We start from the raw sequence: 16,473 nt of genomic DNA, 5'->3' as shown, positions 1-16,473 counted from the left end.
AATACCCATGAGCCTCACAAAGCGAAAACAAATCGATCCGCTGGAAAAAGCCATCGAAGCGGCACTGTCTCCCGGCCGTTACATTTCCTATAATACCTCCTGGTCGTTCGTGGAGGATGTCCAGGGTGTTGCCGACGACATCGGCGAGATCATCCTGAAAGAGCCGGCACGGGCTGCGCGACTTTACGAGATCTTCATCGCCGCCTGTCATGAAAAAGCCGATGAGATCGACGACTCGAGCGGCAATTTCGGGATGCTGGTTGAGGATCTCTTTCAAGGTTGGATCAATGCACGCCAGGCTGCGAATTTTGATCCGGACGAGACCGCAATAGCACTGATATCCTGGATGGAAGACGATCCTTACGGCTTCTGTCATGATCTCGATCGTGAGGTTGTGAACGTTCTTGACAAGATGGGTTTGGAGGCCTTCGTCCAGCAAATTCGCATCAAACTGGAATCCTCTCCCATCCAGAGTGACGAGGAAAAAGGGTTTTCCGGCTACGCACGCCAAAGGTGGGGCGGGGCACTGAAGACGTTGCTGGCAGCCCAACGGAATGTTGACGCCTATATTGAGCTTTGCGAACAGACCAAGCTTGAAGCCAAGGACTGTTTGACTATCGCAAAAATGTATAAAAGCCGGAGACGTCCTGAAGAGGCGCTTGCCTGGGCTGATCGAGGCTTGAAGATTGCACGATCAGAACGTGGAAAATTCCACGGAGAATACGAGCTGCGTAATTTGAAGCGGACGCTTCAGGTAAAAATCGGTCGATCGAATGATGCGCTTCAATCCGCCTGGGCCGAGTTTGAGACATCCCCCTCCACGTTCTCATACAAGGAACTGATGCGCTATGTACCGGACAATGAGAATGCGGAGTGGCACGAAAAGGCCATGACTGCGTCGGAAAAAGGCGATTTGTCCTCTCTGATTGAACTGTGGCTCGAGCAGAAAGAGTTTGATCGCCTTGTGGCCCGCCTGCACCGGACAACGGATGACGAATTGGAAGCTCTCAGCCACTACGAGGCCGAGCCGCTGGCGCGCAAGCTGGAGCGCTCTCACCCTGATGTCGCCGCCAGAGTATACCGCGGGCTCTGCATGCGCATCGTCAATGCCGGCAAAAGCAAATATTACGATGCGGCGCTCGACCATATCGAGCACGCCAAGAAATGCTACTCAAAAGCCGGCCTTGATGCCGACTGGCAGGCGGTGGTTTCCGAGGTGCGCAAAAGGCACTGTCGCAAGAAGGGATTCATGGCCGGTTTCGAGGATGTCGTCGCCGACGCAATTAAACAGGTTGATCCGTCTTTTCTGGATCGTGCAAAAGCGCGTTGGTCAAGGAAATCAGGTAGCAGTTGAATCATTTTTGGTAAATACTCAGCAGATTCTGATAAATGACAGGAACTGGTCCGGCTTGCCGTGAAGGGTGCGGCTTCCACGTCAATGGTCCGCGCTCAGCTTTTTCGTATAGAACAGGAACAATATGCTTCAAGAAGCCCGCGAGGCATTGCGGGAGTGCGCCAGGGAAAAGGACGCGGCAATCCTGCGGCGATTCTTCAAAACCGGGCCCGGTGAGTACGGGGAAGGGGACCGGTTCATCGGCGTCCGGGTTCCCACGACCCGCAAGATCGCTCGAATGTATCGGGCAATGCCCCTGACCGGTGCGCAATCGCTCCTGACCAATGTGATTGACCATCGGCATCCTTCATGCTCCCATGAACCAAATGCGGTCAGGCCACGAAAATTGGTCGGGATCGAATGAGGCAGGCGTTCTGGATGCCTGCCGTACGTCAACTGGAGCTGTTTCAGGGAAATGAAAGCGGGTACTCTTCATGGCAAGGCCGAATCCGGAACATGCCCTGGATGCGGGGCTCAGATATGTCGATGAATGGACAAGGTGCATCCGGCGCAAGCGGTGGGGCAGGGGATTCCGGTATCTCGACCACAAGGGTGATCCGGTCCGGGATCCTGATGTTCTTGACCGGATCGCGGCGCTGGTCATCCCGCCGGCATGGCGGGACGTCCGGATCAGCGCGGATGAGAATGGCCACATTCAGGCCGTGGGCCGGGACGCCAGAGGCAGGAAGCAATATCTCTATCATGCGCGCTGGACCGAGGCTCGCGGACAGGCCAAATTTGCCGGTCTGCCGGCATTTCTGGAAATTCTGCCAGAAATACGGCGGCGTGTGGCGAAGGATCTGCGGCGTCGGGGATTGCCTAGGGAAAAGGTGATCGCTCTGCTGGTCAGGCTTCTGGAGAGCACGCTCATTCGCGTGGGCAACGAGAAATACGTCAGGATGAACAAGTCCTTCGGCTTGACGACGCTGGAGGTTGATCATCTGGATGAATCCTGTCCCGGTCTCTGCCTGACCTTCGCCGGCAAACGGGGCAAACCCGTATCCGTGAACCTCCGGGACAAACGGCTCTTGAGCTTGATCAGGGAGATCCAGGAACTGCCGGGACAGCGCCTCTTTCAGTACGTCGATGGCGAAGGTGAGGTTGTGCAGGTCGACTCCGCGGACCTGAATGAGTACCTCAGGCAGGTCTCGCAGAGAGAGATAACAGCCAAGGATTACCGGACCTGGGGCGGGACAATGCTCGCGGCGGCCCATCTGGAGGATATCGGCCGCGCGGAAACCGCTACCGGCAGGAAGCGAGCGGTGAACAAGGCCGTCAAACGCGTGGCCAAGGCCTTGAACAACACACCGGCCATCAGCCACAAGTACTACATTCACCCGGATATACTCGAAGCTTATGAGCAGGACACGCTCTTCAACTACATGGAGCAGGGCAGGGCTCGTGCCGAACAAGGCCGTACCGAACTGACTCCGGTTGAAGAAGGAGTGCGTTTGACGCTTTCAGCCGCGATTCAGAGTAAATAACCGGTCGTCTCGACGGTCCTGCGTGACCTGATTGCTCACATTTGTCCGTGAACCCACTGTACAATTTGAGAGGCCCCGAAGCTCCGGAGAAACGGGCTTTTTCTTTTCCACTCTGAAAAAGCACCATGGTCGGTATGGACTGGGTGCCGTACTTCTGTCCGATCCGAGGCGCATCCCGGGTGTTCAGCTTGGTCAGGCGCACCTTGGGAAAGAGGATTAGTGCCGCTTCCTCGAAAGCGGGCGCCATCATCTTGCACGGCGCGCACCAGGGCGCCCAGAAATCCACCAGAACAGGAATGTCCTTCCTGGTGATGTGCCGATGAAAGGTGTTGCCTCCTTGACTCTTTCCCTCCCGAGCGACTGCGAAAACTGAACCGTATTGCCATCGAAACAATAAGCGTACACTGCCGGAAAGCTGAACATGTCAGGCGGAGGGAGCCTCAACGTTCTCGAAACCGATTCCGATACCGACTCCGACCCCGATTGCCGGAGGTAGATTCACATAAAGTGTGCTGAGTAGGGCGATGGAGTTTATGCCTGCAAATTTCGCGGCGGCGAACTCGCGCTTCCTCAGGGAATCCGACAGGCGGGAGAGGATACTTGCCCGCCTGTTGGTTCTGGTCGGCTTGTCCCGGCTGGGAGTGGCGCCGTCGGATGGCCTTTCGTCGTGGGGCGTCGATGTTTTGGGGCGCCCCGCGCTGGGCGGCGCGGACGCTGGTTGGGACTTCAACATCTCGCACACCGAAGGGTTGGCCGCCGCGGTTTTCTCGCTTGCCGGCCGGGTTGGAATAGATGTCGAACGCCGTGGGCCCGGTGACTCGGTGGAGGAGTACCTGGACGCTTTCACGGCGGCCGAACGGCCATGGATACTCGCCGGCGCGAATCCCAAAAAACGCATGTTGCGGCTTTGGACGCGCAAGGAGGCGGTCTTGAAGGCGGCGGGAACCGGTTTTTCCCTCAACCCAGCCACGCTGGATGTCCTGGACGGGGATGTCGTGGTGGGTCGTGTACAATATACAACCCGCGAACTTGGCTTGGGAGTGGATTATCATTGCCATATCGCGGCGGCGTTCGAGCCGACCGGCGTCGAACAATGGCGCCTCGGTCCCGCGGAGCTTTTGATGGAAGCACACAAATGGCTTTCGCGGGCTCGCCAGTCCAGGAGGTGGATTGACAACAAAACTGCGGAGACTGATCGATGATGGCAAATTGCAATTCCTCCGACGGCGGAGCCGCGGCCGCGTTTAAACGACTGTCCCATCCGCAGATGAGGATATTTCTCGACCAACTCCGTTTTCCGGAATCGCCATTCGCCAATATTTCCTGGACGGCCACCTTCGAGTCCAACCCCTCCTCCGCGCGGCTCAAGGCGGCGTTGAACGCCGTGTTGCGCCGACAGGACGCGTTGCGGCTGCGCTTCGCCGTGGATGAGGGGGGGATGCCAGTCCAATACGTCGCTGAGTTTTTCAAACATGATTTCGAGGTGCTCGAGTTTCCTTCCATGGACGCGCCATCCTACTTGGAGTGGGCCGACGCCAACGCCCAGAGGAAGTTCGACCTGATCGACAGCGAAATGTTTTCCCTCGCCATTATTCTCTTCAAAAATGGTGTCATCGGCATTTTCGCCAAGTTCCACCATCTTGTGTATGACGGTTTCAGCGTTGATGTTTTCATTGGTGGGATCGAGCGGTTTTTGCTCGATACCGAGGGGGGCGGGGTTCCTTCCGCCTCCCCCACGGAAGCGTGCTATTTCGACCTCCTGGATTTCGAGGACAAGTATGGCGCGTCGTCAGACTCCGAGAAACACCGGCAACGCTGGCTGGATATTTTTACGCCCCTTCCCGAGGCGGATCCGATCTTTGCCGCGTCCGATGGGGATACGAATGTCGGAACTGATAGAAGAAATGGGTGGGCTGGATCTGATGGTGATTTCCGCGGGAGCCTTTCTTGACGTTGATGAGCAAAATCCATTTGAAGCCGATAAAAAAATCATAGAAGTCGATATATTGGGATTTTGGGCCATGGCGCAATTGGCCGTCGCTTATTTCGAAAAACAAAAGACAGGGCATCTTGTTGGCTTCTCATCCATCGACGCTCTGCGAGGAAATGCGTCATGTCCCGCCTACAGCGGCGCAAAAGCTTTTGTTTCAACGTATTTGGAAGGTGTTAGAAACAAGATGAAACAATCCAGGTTGCCCATTCATGTTACTGAAATAATACCCGGTTTTGTTGACAATGAAAAGATTGCCTTCAGTAAAATGGATGATACATACTGGGCTGCTCCTTTACCCAAAGCGACAAAGCAAATATTTACCGCGATCAAGAATAAAAAAGAAAGGGCATACGTAACCAAGCGCTGGAGAATCATTGCATGGCTATTAGCCATCACGCCTGAAAAAATCTATAATAAAATTGGCGGCTTTTGATAAAGGCTACCATAATGGCGAGTATATTCGGACAACCACACTGAGCAAGAAAGACGCATAAAAGTGTAACTGCTCAACAGAGCCAGAAAAAGGCCTGGATAGCGATAGCGCCGGCCTTCGCCGGTATGACTAACGTGGGAAAGGCTTGCCCAGATACGTCATTCCGGCGAAAGCCGGAATCCAGTGCTGGAGAATGATCATGCACCGTATGTGCTGAATAGTTACTAAAAAGTAAGAATTCTCGTAGCTACTCACCCCTCCCAATCTCCTCCCACCAAATCCGCTCAAACCCCAGACTGACCACCGCATACCCGCGCAAGCGCAAATTTCCGTACTTCCGGTTCAAAATTTCCATGTTCTTCCGCACCTGCTCCCGGGCCTCGTCCATGGCTTGGCGCATCAGGCGCAATCCCTGAAGTTCGTCCAGGCTCATCGCCAGAGCCCGCTCCCCGCTCAGCCCGGCGTCCTTGAGGGTCACGAACTTGAATTCGATGAGGATGTCCAGGATCGTGAACCGGCGGGCGTCCGGACGGATGATCATGGTCAGGTCGGCTCGGCGACGCTCCAGCTCCGGTTCAGAGTCCATAACGTAGAGGATGTCGTTGTACAGCAGGGTCAAAAAGGCCGTCTTTACGGTCAATTCGTTGGCCCAGCGGTAGTCCGCGGTGTGGAAGACCCTGAAGTACTTCTGCTCCACATAGGCGCACAGCGGGGCCATGTCGCCCTTTTGCGAGAGATGCTTGGCAGCGTCCTTGCCTGTGTCCCGAAGCATGGGATCAGGCAGGAGCATCTCGGCGATCTGTTCCACGTAAAGCTTGCGCATCACCAGGTTGGGCACCCGGAGCAGCAGCTCGCCGTCAGGCGTCCTGCCCTCCAGGGAAAGCACGCCGAAGTAGTGCAGCAACGAAGCCATGAAGGAATAATCCTTGCCTTGGTCCCGGAGCATGTCCCGCATCCCGAAGCGACTGGCCAGGCGTTCCACCTGAACCTGCGCACCCTCAACCATAAGATCCAACAACATCTGCCCGCCACCGGGGAGTTGGGCCAGGTATTCCAGCTTGGCCCGGTCCGTGGCCAGATTGTCGTCCAGCATCTCTCGAGGATACTCGCAGTCCAAGACAAAATTTTTGAAGAAATACAGGGCAAGGGTCGGGTTATACAGTTTTTCAACATTTTCCGGGGAAAACCGATATCCGTTGTACCACGTCCGCATCATTTCCAGAGCCTGCTTTCGGACTGACGCATCCAGCTCGCAGACCTCCGCGACCAGATCCATGCCTCGCGCGACATCTTCTTCCGTAAACCCGCAGAGATCGTTGAGTTGTCGGTGCTGATAGATGTTTTCCGCGATATTGAACCCGCTGGTGATGTCGCTCATGACCACGGGGGAAACCCCGGTGATGAAAATCCGGTCGATCAGTCCTTGACCGGCCAGGGATTTCACGGCCTTGAACAGGGTACGCAACGGACCTTCCTCGAACACCAGGGCCTCATAACGACGATTCGCATCCCGTTGGGCGCTCATCATGACTTCGTTGGCGAAGTTGTCATATTCATCGATGAGCAGAAAGAACGGATGACCGCTGCGTCTGGCCACCGAAGCCGCGGATTGCAAAGAGCTGAGGGCATTGTCCCGGTCGATGCGGATTTCTTCGCGCAGATGGTCCCCATACCACAGGACAAAGGAGTCGATGCACGTATTGACGTGATCATGCAGCGCCCGCCTGATCTGGTTCACGGTTCCCGTGGGATCCACGCAGGAAAAGTCCAGTTGCAGCATAAAGAAACTGCTATGCAGCGGAGTGGGGTTTTGCCCGATGGCCAGGCGACCGAACATCTCGTCAAAGAGTTGGGCCGAGGCCAGATCGTAATAGCTGAACAAGGTGGACAGCAGCAGGCTCTTGCCGAACCGCCGGGGTCGGATGAAGAGCTGGTATTTCCCGCGTTCCAGCAGGGGGATGCGGTCCGTACGGTCAACATAGAAATAGTCGTTGGTGGCGACATCGCGAAAATTGCTGTTGCCGTAGGGAAATTGCATGGGATTCCTCCAGGGGCTGCTGATGATTTGGGGCTGGTGGTAAAAACTTAGGTGTAATTCCCCGCGGGAGCAAGATGAAGCAATGTGGCCCTCCTCATCATCTTTCCTGTTCCTTCCCATCAGCATTTTCAGGTTTCTTTCCTCATCTGAAACTGCTCGACTACTCACGAGTAGAGTCTTGCTGGGTAACGGCATTCGCCGGTTCGTATATTGATGATGCCGGGCAGGATGCATCCTGGTCCATGCGTCGTCAAGCCGGCTCAGGGCTTGCGCTTTGCCTCGCGAAAAGCGAAACCGGGGGCCTCGAAACAGTGGAGGTTTGATGTGACATCCCGAAAAACGTTGTTCTCCCGCATTTCTCCGGACCATCTGGTTCATGGCGTCAAAACAGGGCTGGCTGCTGTCCTGGCATATGTCATCGTGCTCGTATTCAACCTGGAATACGGTTTCTGGGGCGTGTTGTCCGCGGTGATCGTGATGCAGATCAATGTGGCCGATTCGGTCCAGATGTGCTGGTACAGGCTCACGGGAACCATTATGGGGGCGATGATCGGCATCGCCGCGATTCTGGTCTTCCCACATCCCGGTTGGCAGACGGCGCTGGGGCTTTTTCTTTCCGTGGGCTTTTGCGCCTACATGACCAGATACAACCCGCGCTACCTGATGGCGGCGATCACGGTGGTAATCATCGTTGTCGCCGGCAGCGAGGAGGACCAGCGGGTGCTGTTTGGTCTTTACAGAATTTTGGAAATCGGAGTCGGTGTGGGCAGCGCCTTTCTGGTTACTGTTCTGGTCTGGCCCCGGCGGGCCGGGACACGGCTCCGGGAACAACTGCGGTCCCACTTTGTGGAAGCGGCCCGCTGTCTGAAAACGCTGGTGGAGGCCTTTCTATCCAGGCAGACCTCCGTCGAGCGGGATTTGCTGGACGACCTCAGCGCAAAGGCGCTGCAGGGCAGGGAACTGTTGACCAAGGCGATTCGCCATGAGCGCCTGCTCTCATCGGAGGATACCGCCGCATTGAGCCAGAGGGTGACGGCTCTGGAAAACTGCGTCGATCAAATGCGATCCATGCAAAACGTTCTCAACAATTTCGAGGAAGGCGAAGGGTATGACATCATCATGGCCCAGGAAGTACGCGATATGGCAATGAAGATTCGCGAGGCGATGGTCTCCATCGGCGAGGGTCGCGAAACCGCGCTTTCCGAGCTGGAAGAGGCCGTTCAGCGCTTCGACAAGCGATTCGAGGAACTGCGTTCCGCCGGTGTCACCAAGCGTTTCAACCTGCACAAGCTGCTCCAGGTTTTTTCCTTCCTGCACGCCCTGGAATACACGGCCAGGGGATTGTTGAAAACGAGGCTGCCTTGACATTCCCTTTCCAAAACAGATTATTTTAGCACTAGTCATGCAAGGTGATCAGCGTTCGACGAATGGTCGAACATGCTGGGTCCCATGGAGAAGATCAAGGAGGCGCTCGATGCGTGAACTGCAACTTGTCGTTGTTTTCTTTTTGATGCTCATGGTCGCTGCCTGCGCCACGGTTCCCGTGACAGGACGCACGCAATTGCAGCTTGTTCCCTCGGATCAGCTCGTTGCCATGAGCCAGGAGCAGCACACTCACTTTCTGGCCGAGCACAAGTTGTCTCGTGATACCGCAAACGTCAGGATGGTGAGAGAGGTCGGAAACGACATTGCCCGAGCAGTGGAAGCCTATATGCGTGATATTGGAAGAGGGGCTGAAGTCGCCAACTATAACTGGGAATTCAATCTGGTCGAGGATGATTCGGTCAATGCCTTTGCCATGCCCGGAGGGAAGGTCGTCATCTTTACGGGAATTCTTCCCATCGCACAGAACAGAGACGGCCTTGCCGTGATCATGGGGCATGAAATCGCTCATGTTGTTGCCGATCATGGAAATGAACGCATGAGCCAAGCTCTTCTGACCCAAATGGGAGGGCTTGCTCTGGCAACGGCCTTGAGTCAAAGACCTGCCGCCACGCAGCAATTGTTCATGGCCGCATTCGGAGCCGGCGCTCAGGTCGGGGTGTTGTTGCCTTTCAGTCGGCTGCACGAGCGAGAGGCTGACCATCTGGGTTTGATATTCATGGCCATGGCCGGGTACAATCCGGAAGAGGCGCCGCGGTTCTGGGAGCGGATGACGGCGGAAAAAGGCGGTGCACATACTCCTGAATTTCTCAGCACTCATCCGGCAGACAGCCGCAGAATCGAGGAGATCCGAAGGCTGTTGCCCGAAGCCATGGAGCACTACAGGTCAGCTCGGTGACGACACGGCTGCATTACCACGGTCTGATCGATATTTTTGATATTGAAGCGCAATTTTGGTAGTTGCCGTCAGTCCGCTGACGACTGGCGGTTTTTCACGGCGTTTCCGCTTTTCGAGAACGGAATGCCGGATTGATAACCGCACGAGGAATATTCTCCAAGTGCGGTTTTTGCTTGCTTTCTTGATGGAGAAATGATGGTCAATGCCGGATTGGTGCTGGAGGGAGGCGGACTGCGGGGCGTGTTCACCTCCGGAGTGCTCAGGCGTTTTGTGGATGAGGATTTGTGGTTTTCCAAAATTTACGGCGTCTCCATGGGCGCGTGCAGCGGCGCGAATTATGTGTCCCGTCAGCCCGAGCGGAACCGGATCGTCAACATCTCGTTCGTGAACGACCCCCGGTACCTGAGCTGGCTGCGGCTGCTCCGGGGCGGGGACCTGTTCGGCATGGAGTTCATCTTCAAGACGATCCCGCATTCCATCGTGCCTTTTGATTACGCAGCCTTCCGGAACAATCCCGTCCGGTTCTGGGTCGGCGTGACGGACTGCTCCACCGGCGAAGCATGGCATCTGGAAAAAGGCGAATTCGCGGACACCGTGGAGAATGTGGATGCGGTATTTCAAGCCACGGCCAGCCTTCCGTTGATCGCCAAACCGGTGCTGTTCAGAGGGCGCACGGTCATGGACGGCGGCATAGCCGACGCGGTGCCCATTCGCAAAAGCATTACGGAAGGGGATGCAAAGCATGTGATTGTGCTGACCCAGATGCGAGGCTACAGGAAAAAAACAAACCAAAGCCGGATTCCGTGGCGACTTTGGTATCCCGGGTATCCGGGCCTGGTTTGGATGCTGGACCGCCGCAATGAAGTCTATAACGAGACAATGGATCTGATCGAAGACATGGAGGCCCGAGGCGAGGCATTTGTCATCCGTCCGGAAACGACTCTTGGCATAGGGCGGATCTGTAGAAAGCCCAAGAAGCTTTATGACCTGTACGACATCGGCTATTTCGAGGCTCAGAAGCGGATGGATGCGCTGCGGGCATATCTCTCCTCGTAACAATGTTTAACTGCTCGTCTGAACAGGTTTGTTCTTCAACGGATTGTTTGACTTGCGCTATGGATTGGTTAAATTGAGATGCTTCCGGCGCGGCGTATATTTTTCCCTGCCTTCGGACGCCTGGATCGTTGCAGATGTAATTTCTCCGGTTGATCACGGCTGATCCCGCGACATTCATGGAGTGCAACTACTCAGCTTCAGAACGGGAAGAGATCAGCTTTGCACAAACTTGTGATAAGCATGACCCTGGATTTCCGCCTTCGCGGGAATGACTTGTTTTATTCCGTCTCCGGATCAGTCATCCCCGCGAAGGCGGGAATCAGCTAATAACTCGGATGAGCTGAGTATTGCCCCATGGAACAATCAAAACATACTATAAAGAGGTAGTTGATGCTTCAATCCAGACCGGGGGTCTGCAAGGAAGGTTTTCCATACATCGGGTTGGGAGTCTTCGTGACCCTGACCATGGCGATCATGGGCTGGACCATTCCAGCGCTTGTGGGCCTGATCCTGACGATCCTGACCTTGAATTTTTTTCGCGATCCCGAACAGGTCACCCCGCGGGAGCCCGGTCTGGCGATAGCGCCGGCCGATGGTAAAATCGTTTATATCGGGCTGGCCGTTGATCCGGCAACGGGCAAGACGCGACAGAAGGTGTCCATCTTCATGAACGTGTTCAACGTGCACGTAAACAGAACTCCCGTGACGGGCAGGGTCGAGAAGATCACCTATTTCGCCGGAAAGTTTCTGAACGCGTCCCTGGACAAGGCTTCGGAAGACAACGAGCGCAATCAGTTCCGGATTGTGGACGAGTTTGGACATGGCTGGACAATGGTCCAGATTGCCGGTCTGGTGGCCCGCAGGATTGTCTGCTGGGCCGAAGAAGGGGACGAGGTGACCCGCGGCCAGCGCATCGGCCTGATCAAATTCGGATCCAGGGTTGACCTTTATCTGCCGGAAGAATATAAAGTTTGCGTGACAAAAGGGCAGAAAACATTTGCCGGACTGACCGTCATGGCCAAGCTGAAAGCTCACCCGAATCTTCCCGAGGCATCGTGAATCGTCAGAATCAACCGATCTGCAAAGGAGTATATCTCCTTCCCAACCTGTTCACCACCGCCAGTCTGTTTTCCGGTTTCCTGGGGATCATCTGGGCCATCGAGGGGTTGTTCGTCCATTGCGCCTTGGCGATTCTGGTGAGTTGCGTGCTGGATGGCCTGGACGGAATGGTTGCCCGCCTGACCCGATCCACAAGCGAATTCGGGGTTCAGCTGGATTCCCTGGCCGATCTGGTGGCCTTTGGCGTTACCCCGGCCATCATGGTCTACATGTGGCAACTTCAGAACTACGGCCGCCTCGGCCTCGTGGCCTCCTTTCTTCTGGTGGCCTGCGGTGCTCTGCGTCTGGCCAGGTTCAATGTCCAGGCTGGAAAGATATCCCAGAAATACTTCATTGGCCTGCCCATCCCCGCGGCAGCTTGCGTACTGGCGACGCTGGTCCTGTTCAGCACCGTTTCCCCGGGGTTCCTTGAGGACAGATTCGGCGTCCTGACCCTGATCCTGGTCTATGTCCTCTCGTTCCTGATGGTCAGCAGAGTCCGGTACCTGTCCTTGAAGGAATTCGAAGGCATGCGGACGCATCCTTTCCGCACCACGGTCGTGGCCATGCTCATGCTCGTGGTCATTGCCTCCGAACCGAAGGTTATCGGGTTCATGTTCTTTCTCACCTACCTGATTTCCGGGTTGGTCCTTTCTTTCCTGATTCTCCCCTTTCGCAAGGTCCGTCTGCTACGGGAGTCCCCTAATGAACTCCCGTAACCAATCCTTCCCCCTCATATCCTGATTCGTTTTCTTGCTTCGTGAACACTTCACGGTCGACACCATCGCGCGTTGGCATCACGTGTTCAGGATTCAGGTTCTTTCTCGGAAATTCGCCGCAAATAGCATTTGGTACACTGCGCAAGGACGATATCAGTTCACCAACTTTTCGTCTTGCCGGATCTTGCATCCGGAGAAGTTCGCAACTGCTCAAAAGGTCCGGCGCAATCCCAGGATCGTATTGTACCTGGAGTTCCACCTTCCTGGGAATGACATCCGTTGGCTTGCATTACCCGGTTCGTCATGAACGTGAAGCCTGTCCTGCGGACGGGGAATGGGCATCCAGACCATGCTGCACCGAGTTGTTGATCAAGTACATGTTTTCGTGGCAACCTGACATATTATATTTTCATATTTCAAATACATTGCGAGGGCGTCATGGATAATTCACGAGTTCTTTTTTTCGATACCACCTTGCGCGACGGAGAGCAGTCACCCGGCGCAACCATGAACATGCAGGAAAAGATTCGTCTGGCCAGACAGCTTGAATCCCTGGGGGTGGACATCATTGAAGCCGGTTTCCCCGCGGCCAGCCAGGGGGATTTCGAAGCGGTGCAGGCCATCAGCCGGACCGTCAAGGAGTGTCAGGTCGCCGGACTGTGCCGGGCCACTCCCGGTGATATCGACCTGGCCTGGAACTCCATCAAGGACGGAGCAAATCCGCGCATCCACACATTTCTGGCCACATCCCCGCTGCACATGGAGTACAAACTGCGCAAAACCCCGGACCAGGTCCTGGAGATGGCCGAAGCCGCGGTGCGGTATGCGGTCAAGCATACCTCCAATGTGGAATTCTCGGCCGAGGACGCTTCCCGCTCGGAGTGGGACTTTCTGGCCAAGGTGGTGGAGCGGGTCATTGCGGCAGGAGCGAGGACAATCAATATTCCCGACACCGTGGGCTATGCCCAGCCGGACGAATTCGGCGCCTTGATCCGCTATCTTCTGGAAAAGGTGCCCAACAGCGATCAGGCTGTTTTCAGCGTGCATTGTCACAACGACCTGGGGCTGGGGGTGGCCAATACCCTGGCAGCCCTGCGGGCCGGCGCCCGGCAGGCCGAAGTGACCCTGAGCGGCATCGGCGAGCGGGCCGGCAACGCGGCCCTGGAAGAGGTGGTCATGGCTCTGAACGTGCGCAAGGACATCTACAACCTGACCACGAACATCAAGACCGAACAGCTTTTTCCCTCCTGCCGCCTGCTTTCCCTGATCATCGGCCGGCCCATCCCGGCGAACAAGGCCGTGGTCGGCGACAACGCCTTTGCCCATGAATCCGGCATCCATCAGGACGGCATGCTCAAGCATCGCTCCACGTATGAGATCATGACCCCGCAGAGCATCGGTCGTGCCGGGACGGAAATGGTGCTGGGCAAGCATTCCGGCAGGCACGCCCTGAAATCTCGTCTGGAGGAGTTGGGATACCGGCTGGACGAGGCCCAGCTGGACCTGGTTTTCCAGGCTTTAAAGCGCCTCGCGGACAAGAAGGAGCAGATTGCCACCGAGGACATCGAGGCCCTGGTGCTGGAGGAGATCTACCGTATTCCGGACAAGTACAAGCTGGTCTACCTGAGCGTGATGTCCGGGAACATGGCCATTCCCACCGCGGCCATGAAACTGGAGGTGGACGGCGAGGAAAAGCAGCTGGCGGATTTTGGCGTGGGACCGGTGGACGCGGTGTTCCACACCATTGCCAAGGTCTGCGGACGCAACCCCAAATTGTTGCAGTTCTCCGTAAACGCCATTACCGGTGGCACGGACGCCCAGGGCGAGGTGACCGTACGCATCGAGGAAAACGGCGCCTCGGCTGTCGGGCGTGGAGCGGATCCGGACATCATCGTGGCCAGCGCCAAGGCGTACTTGAACGCATTGAACCGCATCGCCAAAAAGCAGGAGGAAAAAATATGCCCCAGACCCTAGCGGAAAAAATACTGCAAGGTCACACCGACGACACGATCACGGGTGCGGGCCAGATCGTGCAGGCCAGGGTTTCGCTGGTCCTGGCCAACGACATCACCGCGCCCCTGGCCATCAAATCCTTTGAGGCCATGGGCGCGACTAAGGTTTTTGACCCGGAAAAGGTCGTCCTGGTCTGCGATCATTTCACGCCGAACAAGGACATCGACTCGGCCCAGCAGGTCAAGATAGTGCGGGACTTTGCCCGGCGCATGGGCATTGTTCATTTCTACGACGGCGGTGAATCCGGCGTGGAGCACGCCCTGCTGCCGGAACTGGGGCTGGTGGGGCCGGGTGACGTGGTGGTGGGCGCGGACAGCCACACCTGCACCTATGGCGGCCTGGGCGCCTTTGCCACGGGCATGGGCAGCACGGACGTGGCCGGGGCCATGGCGTTGGGTGAAACCTGGTTCAAGGTGCCGCCGACCATCCGGGCAACGTTCACCGGAACCATGCCCGCGCACCTGGAAGCCAAGGATCTGATTCTATTGCTCATCGGCAGGATCGGCGTGGCCGGAGCGACCTACAAGGCCCTGGAGTTCGACGGCCCGGTGATCCGGGAGATGGATGTGGAAGGGCGGATGACCATGGCCAATATGGCCATCGAGGCCGGCGGCAAGGTCGGCTTGTTCGCCTCTGACGAGAAAACCGCGGCCTATGCCCGGGCCGCGGGGCGCAAGTATCCGGCGCATATTGCCGCGGATCCCGGCGCGGTCTACGAGCAGGAGCTGACATTCGACGTCTCCGGGCTGTCGCCCCAGGTGGCCTGCCCGCATCTGCCGGACAATGTCCGGCCCGTGGAGGAAGTCTCCTCCGTGGCGGTGGATCAGGTGGTCATCGGCTCCTGCACCAATGGACGGATCAGCGATCTACGCCGGGCCGCTGCGTTGCTCAAGGGCCGCAAGGCGGCCAAGGGGCTGCGCCTGATCGTCCTGCCGGCCACGCCCATGATCTACAAGCAGGCGCTACGCGAAGGGCTTCTGGAGATCTTCATGGACGCCGGAGCCGTGGTCGGGCCGCCCACCTGTGGGCCGTGTCTGGGCGGACATATGGGAATCCTGGCTTCCGGGGAAAAGGTTCTGGCCACCACCAACCGCAATTTCAAGGGCCGCATGGGCAGCCTGGAGAGCGAGGTCTACTTGGCCGGGGCAGCGGTGGCCGCGGCAACGGCCGTGACCGGTCATATCTGCCATCCGGCGGAAATCGAGAAGGGGAGCTGACATGATCTACACTGGAGCGGCCCGCAAGGTCGGGGCCAATATCGATACGGACGCCATCATCCCGGCACGGTTCCTGGTGACCACCGACCCTCTGGAACTGGGCAAGAACTGCTTCGAGGGGCTGGAGCCGGGCTGGATCAACCGGGTCCGGCAGGGCGACATTCTGGTTGCCGGCCCGAATTTCGGATGCGGATCATCCCGGGAGCACGCGCCCATCGCCATCCTCGGCGCGGGCATGCCGGTGGTTCTGGCGCACAGTTTCGCCCGCATCTTCTATCGCAACGGTTTCAACATGGGGCTGACCCTGCTGGAAATTGGCGATGCCGTGAACGATATTCAGGAGGGCGATCGTCTGGAGGTGGACGCCGAAAAGGGACTGATTCGCAATTTGGATCAAGACAAGGACATCCCCTGCGCCCCGGTTCCTCGATTCATGCAGGATATCCTGGCCCAGGGCGGTCTGGTGGGATACGTGCGGAACAAGATGGCCGCGTGATGCAAATCAAGGGGGGCTTCCGGTTTACGCGTACTTGATCCGATAAACAGAAGAGAATTTGAACCGCCCGCTCCCGCTGGTCGCTTGCGGCGCCAAGGTACGCCAAGAAAAGTTTTTGTCTTCCGCTGGAAAGATGTGGAAGCCAAAAGGCTGCCATGCTTGACGGTGAACTTGGGTCTTAGGCGAAGCGGGTGGTTCGGTTTTGAAAAGCATGAGTTGCTCGACGGGTTTGTCCTTTCAGAATAAATTCTT

The 16,473-nt window shown here is 56.8% G+C and carries 16 protein-coding genes; 14 read left to right on the top strand and 2 right to left on the bottom strand.

What is annotated here, in order from left to right; translation table 11 throughout:
* Positions 1–7: 7 nt before the first annotated feature.
* The 3 genes from ACYQ15_RS07040 to ACYQ15_RS07030 all read left to right on the top strand — a co-directional run bounded on the left by ACYQ15_RS07040 (position 8) and on the right by ACYQ15_RS07030 (position 2,877).
* Entirely contained in the window at positions 8–1,354 is a 1,347-nt protein-coding gene (locus tag ACYQ15_RS07040) for a DUF6880 family protein (RefSeq protein ID WP_459936814.1), read from the top strand.
* A 124-nt stretch (positions 1,355–1,478) separates the two neighbouring features.
* Positions 1,479–1,757 carry a DNA alkylation repair protein gene (locus ACYQ15_RS07035; RefSeq protein ID WP_459936813.1) on the top strand — a complete coding sequence of 93 codons (279 nt, stop codon included), beginning with the start codon at positions 1,479–1,481 and terminating at the stop codon, positions 1,755–1,757.
* 70 nt (positions 1,758–1,827) lie between these two features.
* Entirely contained in the window at positions 1,828–2,877 is a 1,050-nt protein-coding gene (locus tag ACYQ15_RS07030) for a DNA topoisomerase IB (protein ID WP_459936812.1), read from the top strand.
* On the opposite strand, the gene ACYQ15_RS07025 is transcribed toward ACYQ15_RS07030, so the two are convergent.
* Positions 2,768–3,271: a thioredoxin family protein gene (locus ACYQ15_RS07025; protein ID WP_459936811.1), complete on the bottom strand. Its 504-nt coding sequence runs from the start codon at positions 3,269–3,271 to the stop codon at positions 2,768–2,770. The two genes, ACYQ15_RS07030 and ACYQ15_RS07025, sit on opposite strands and share 110 nt — an antisense overlap.
* 139 nt (positions 3,272–3,410) lie before the next feature.
* Between ACYQ15_RS07025 and ACYQ15_RS07020 the strand changes: the two genes are divergently transcribed.
* Genes ACYQ15_RS07020 through ACYQ15_RS07010 form a run of 3 tightly spaced genes read left to right on the top strand, consistent with a single transcriptional unit; the run spans position 3,411 to position 5,303 of the window.
* On the top strand, positions 3,411–4,079 hold the full coding sequence (locus ACYQ15_RS07020; RefSeq protein ID WP_459936810.1) for a 4'-phosphopantetheinyl transferase family protein: 669 nt from the start codon (positions 3,411–3,413) through the stop codon (positions 4,077–4,079).
* Positions 4,076–4,828, top strand: coding sequence for a condensation domain-containing protein (locus ACYQ15_RS07015; RefSeq protein ID WP_459936809.1), 753 nt, complete (start codon positions 4,076–4,078; stop codon positions 4,826–4,828). The genes ACYQ15_RS07020 and ACYQ15_RS07015 overlap by 4 nt, the downstream gene beginning before the upstream one ends.
* Positions 4,761–5,303, top strand: coding sequence for an SDR family NAD(P)-dependent oxidoreductase (locus tag ACYQ15_RS07010; protein WP_459936808.1), 543 nt, complete (start codon positions 4,761–4,763; stop codon positions 5,301–5,303). Before ACYQ15_RS07015 ends, ACYQ15_RS07010 begins: the two co-directional genes overlap by 68 nt.
* A gap of 247 nt (positions 5,304–5,550) precedes the next feature.
* Here ACYQ15_RS07010 and ACYQ15_RS07005 read toward each other — a convergent pair whose 3' ends face one another.
* Positions 5,551–7,341 carry an AAA family ATPase gene (locus tag ACYQ15_RS07005; protein WP_459936807.1) on the bottom strand — a complete coding sequence of 597 codons (1,791 nt, stop codon included), beginning with the start codon at positions 7,339–7,341 and terminating at the stop codon, positions 5,551–5,553.
* Between the two features lie 324 nt (positions 7,342–7,665).
* Here ACYQ15_RS07005 and ACYQ15_RS07000 point away from each other — a divergent pair, with 324 nt between their 5' ends.
* From ACYQ15_RS07000 to ACYQ15_RS06965, 8 genes are all read left to right on the top strand, one after another.
* A complete protein-coding gene (locus ACYQ15_RS07000; RefSeq protein ID WP_459936806.1) occupies positions 7,666–8,706 on the top strand; it encodes an FUSC family protein in 1,041 nt (346 codons plus the stop codon).
* 109 nt (positions 8,707–8,815) lie between these two features.
* Positions 8,816–9,622: a M48 family metallopeptidase gene (locus ACYQ15_RS06995; RefSeq protein WP_459936805.1), complete on the top strand. Its 807-nt coding sequence runs from the start codon at positions 8,816–8,818 to the stop codon at positions 9,620–9,622.
* Between the two features lie 192 nt (positions 9,623–9,814).
* On the top strand, positions 9,815–10,678 hold the full coding sequence (locus tag ACYQ15_RS06990) for a patatin-like phospholipase family protein (protein WP_459936804.1): 864 nt from the start codon (positions 9,815–9,817) through the stop codon (positions 10,676–10,678).
* A 390-nt stretch (positions 10,679–11,068) separates the two neighbouring features.
* Entirely contained in the window at positions 11,069–11,737 is a 669-nt protein-coding gene (locus ACYQ15_RS06985; RefSeq protein ID WP_459936803.1) for a phosphatidylserine decarboxylase family protein, read from the top strand.
* The gene (pssA, locus tag ACYQ15_RS06980) at positions 11,734–12,495 is read left to right on the top strand and encodes a CDP-diacylglycerol--serine O-phosphatidyltransferase (protein WP_459936802.1); all 762 of its coding nucleotides are present in this window, start codon (positions 11,734–11,736) and stop codon (positions 12,493–12,495) included. The genes ACYQ15_RS06985 and pssA overlap by 4 nt, the downstream gene beginning before the upstream one ends.
* Positions 12,496–12,933: 438 nt before the next feature.
* Positions 12,934–14,469: a 2-isopropylmalate synthase gene (locus ACYQ15_RS06975; protein ID WP_459936801.1), complete on the top strand. Its 1,536-nt coding sequence runs from the start codon at positions 12,934–12,936 to the stop codon at positions 14,467–14,469.
* On the top strand, positions 14,454–15,725 hold the full coding sequence (locus ACYQ15_RS06970; protein ID WP_459936800.1) for a 3-isopropylmalate dehydratase large subunit: 1,272 nt from the start codon (positions 14,454–14,456) through the stop codon (positions 15,723–15,725). The genes ACYQ15_RS06975 and ACYQ15_RS06970 overlap by 16 nt, the downstream gene beginning before the upstream one ends.
* Before the next feature lies 1 nt (position 15,726).
* Positions 15,727–16,221 (top strand): 3-isopropylmalate dehydratase small subunit, encoded by a 495-nt coding sequence (locus ACYQ15_RS06965; protein WP_459936799.1) that lies wholly within the window; start codon positions 15,727–15,729, stop codon positions 16,219–16,221.
* Positions 16,222–16,473: the final 252 nt, after the last annotated feature.

This window comes from Desulfonatronum parangueonense (assembly GCF_054656975.1).
The sequence above is the reverse complement of the archived record's forward strand: the minus strand, read 5'-3'. Positions and strand labels throughout refer to the sequence as shown.

Excerpts from the sequence above, each read along its gene's own strand:
- ACYQ15_RS07015 (WP_459936809.1), top strand. The coding sequence starts at position 4,076 with ATGATGGCAAATTGCAATTCCTCCGACGGCGGAGCCGCGGCCGCGTTT.
- ACYQ15_RS06985 (WP_459936803.1), top strand. The coding sequence starts at position 11,069 with ATGCTTCAATCCAGACCGGGGGTCTGCAAGGAAGGTTTTCCATACATC.
- ACYQ15_RS07020 (WP_459936810.1), top strand. The coding sequence starts at position 3,411 with ATGCCTGCAAATTTCGCGGCGGCGAACTCGCGCTTCCTCAGGGAATCC.
- ACYQ15_RS06995 (WP_459936805.1), top strand. The coding sequence starts at position 8,816 with ATGCGTGAACTGCAACTTGTCGTTGTTTTCTTTTTGATGCTCATGGTC.
- ACYQ15_RS07040 (WP_459936814.1), top strand. The coding sequence starts at position 8 with ATGAGCCTCACAAAGCGAAAACAAATCGATCCGCTGGAAAAAGCCATC.
- ACYQ15_RS07010 (WP_459936808.1), top strand. The coding sequence starts at position 4,761 with ATGTCGGAACTGATAGAAGAAATGGGTGGGCTGGATCTGATGGTGATT.
- ACYQ15_RS07035 (WP_459936813.1), top strand. The coding sequence starts at position 1,479 with ATGCTTCAAGAAGCCCGCGAGGCATTGCGGGAGTGCGCCAGGGAAAAG.
- ACYQ15_RS06965 (WP_459936799.1), top strand. The coding sequence starts at position 15,727 with ATGATCTACACTGGAGCGGCCCGCAAGGTCGGGGCCAATATCGATACG.
- ACYQ15_RS06970 (WP_459936800.1), top strand. The coding sequence starts at position 14,454 with ATGCCCCAGACCCTAGCGGAAAAAATACTGCAAGGTCACACCGACGAC.
- ACYQ15_RS07005 (WP_459936807.1), bottom strand. The coding sequence starts at position 7,341 with ATGCAATTTCCCTACGGCAACAGCAATTTTCGCGATGTCGCCACCAAC.
- ACYQ15_RS06975 (WP_459936801.1), top strand. The coding sequence starts at position 12,934 with ATGGATAATTCACGAGTTCTTTTTTTCGATACCACCTTGCGCGACGGA.
- ACYQ15_RS06990 (WP_459936804.1), top strand. The coding sequence starts at position 9,815 with ATGATGGTCAATGCCGGATTGGTGCTGGAGGGAGGCGGACTGCGGGGC.
- ACYQ15_RS07030 (WP_459936812.1), top strand. The coding sequence starts at position 1,828 with ATGGCAAGGCCGAATCCGGAACATGCCCTGGATGCGGGGCTCAGATAT.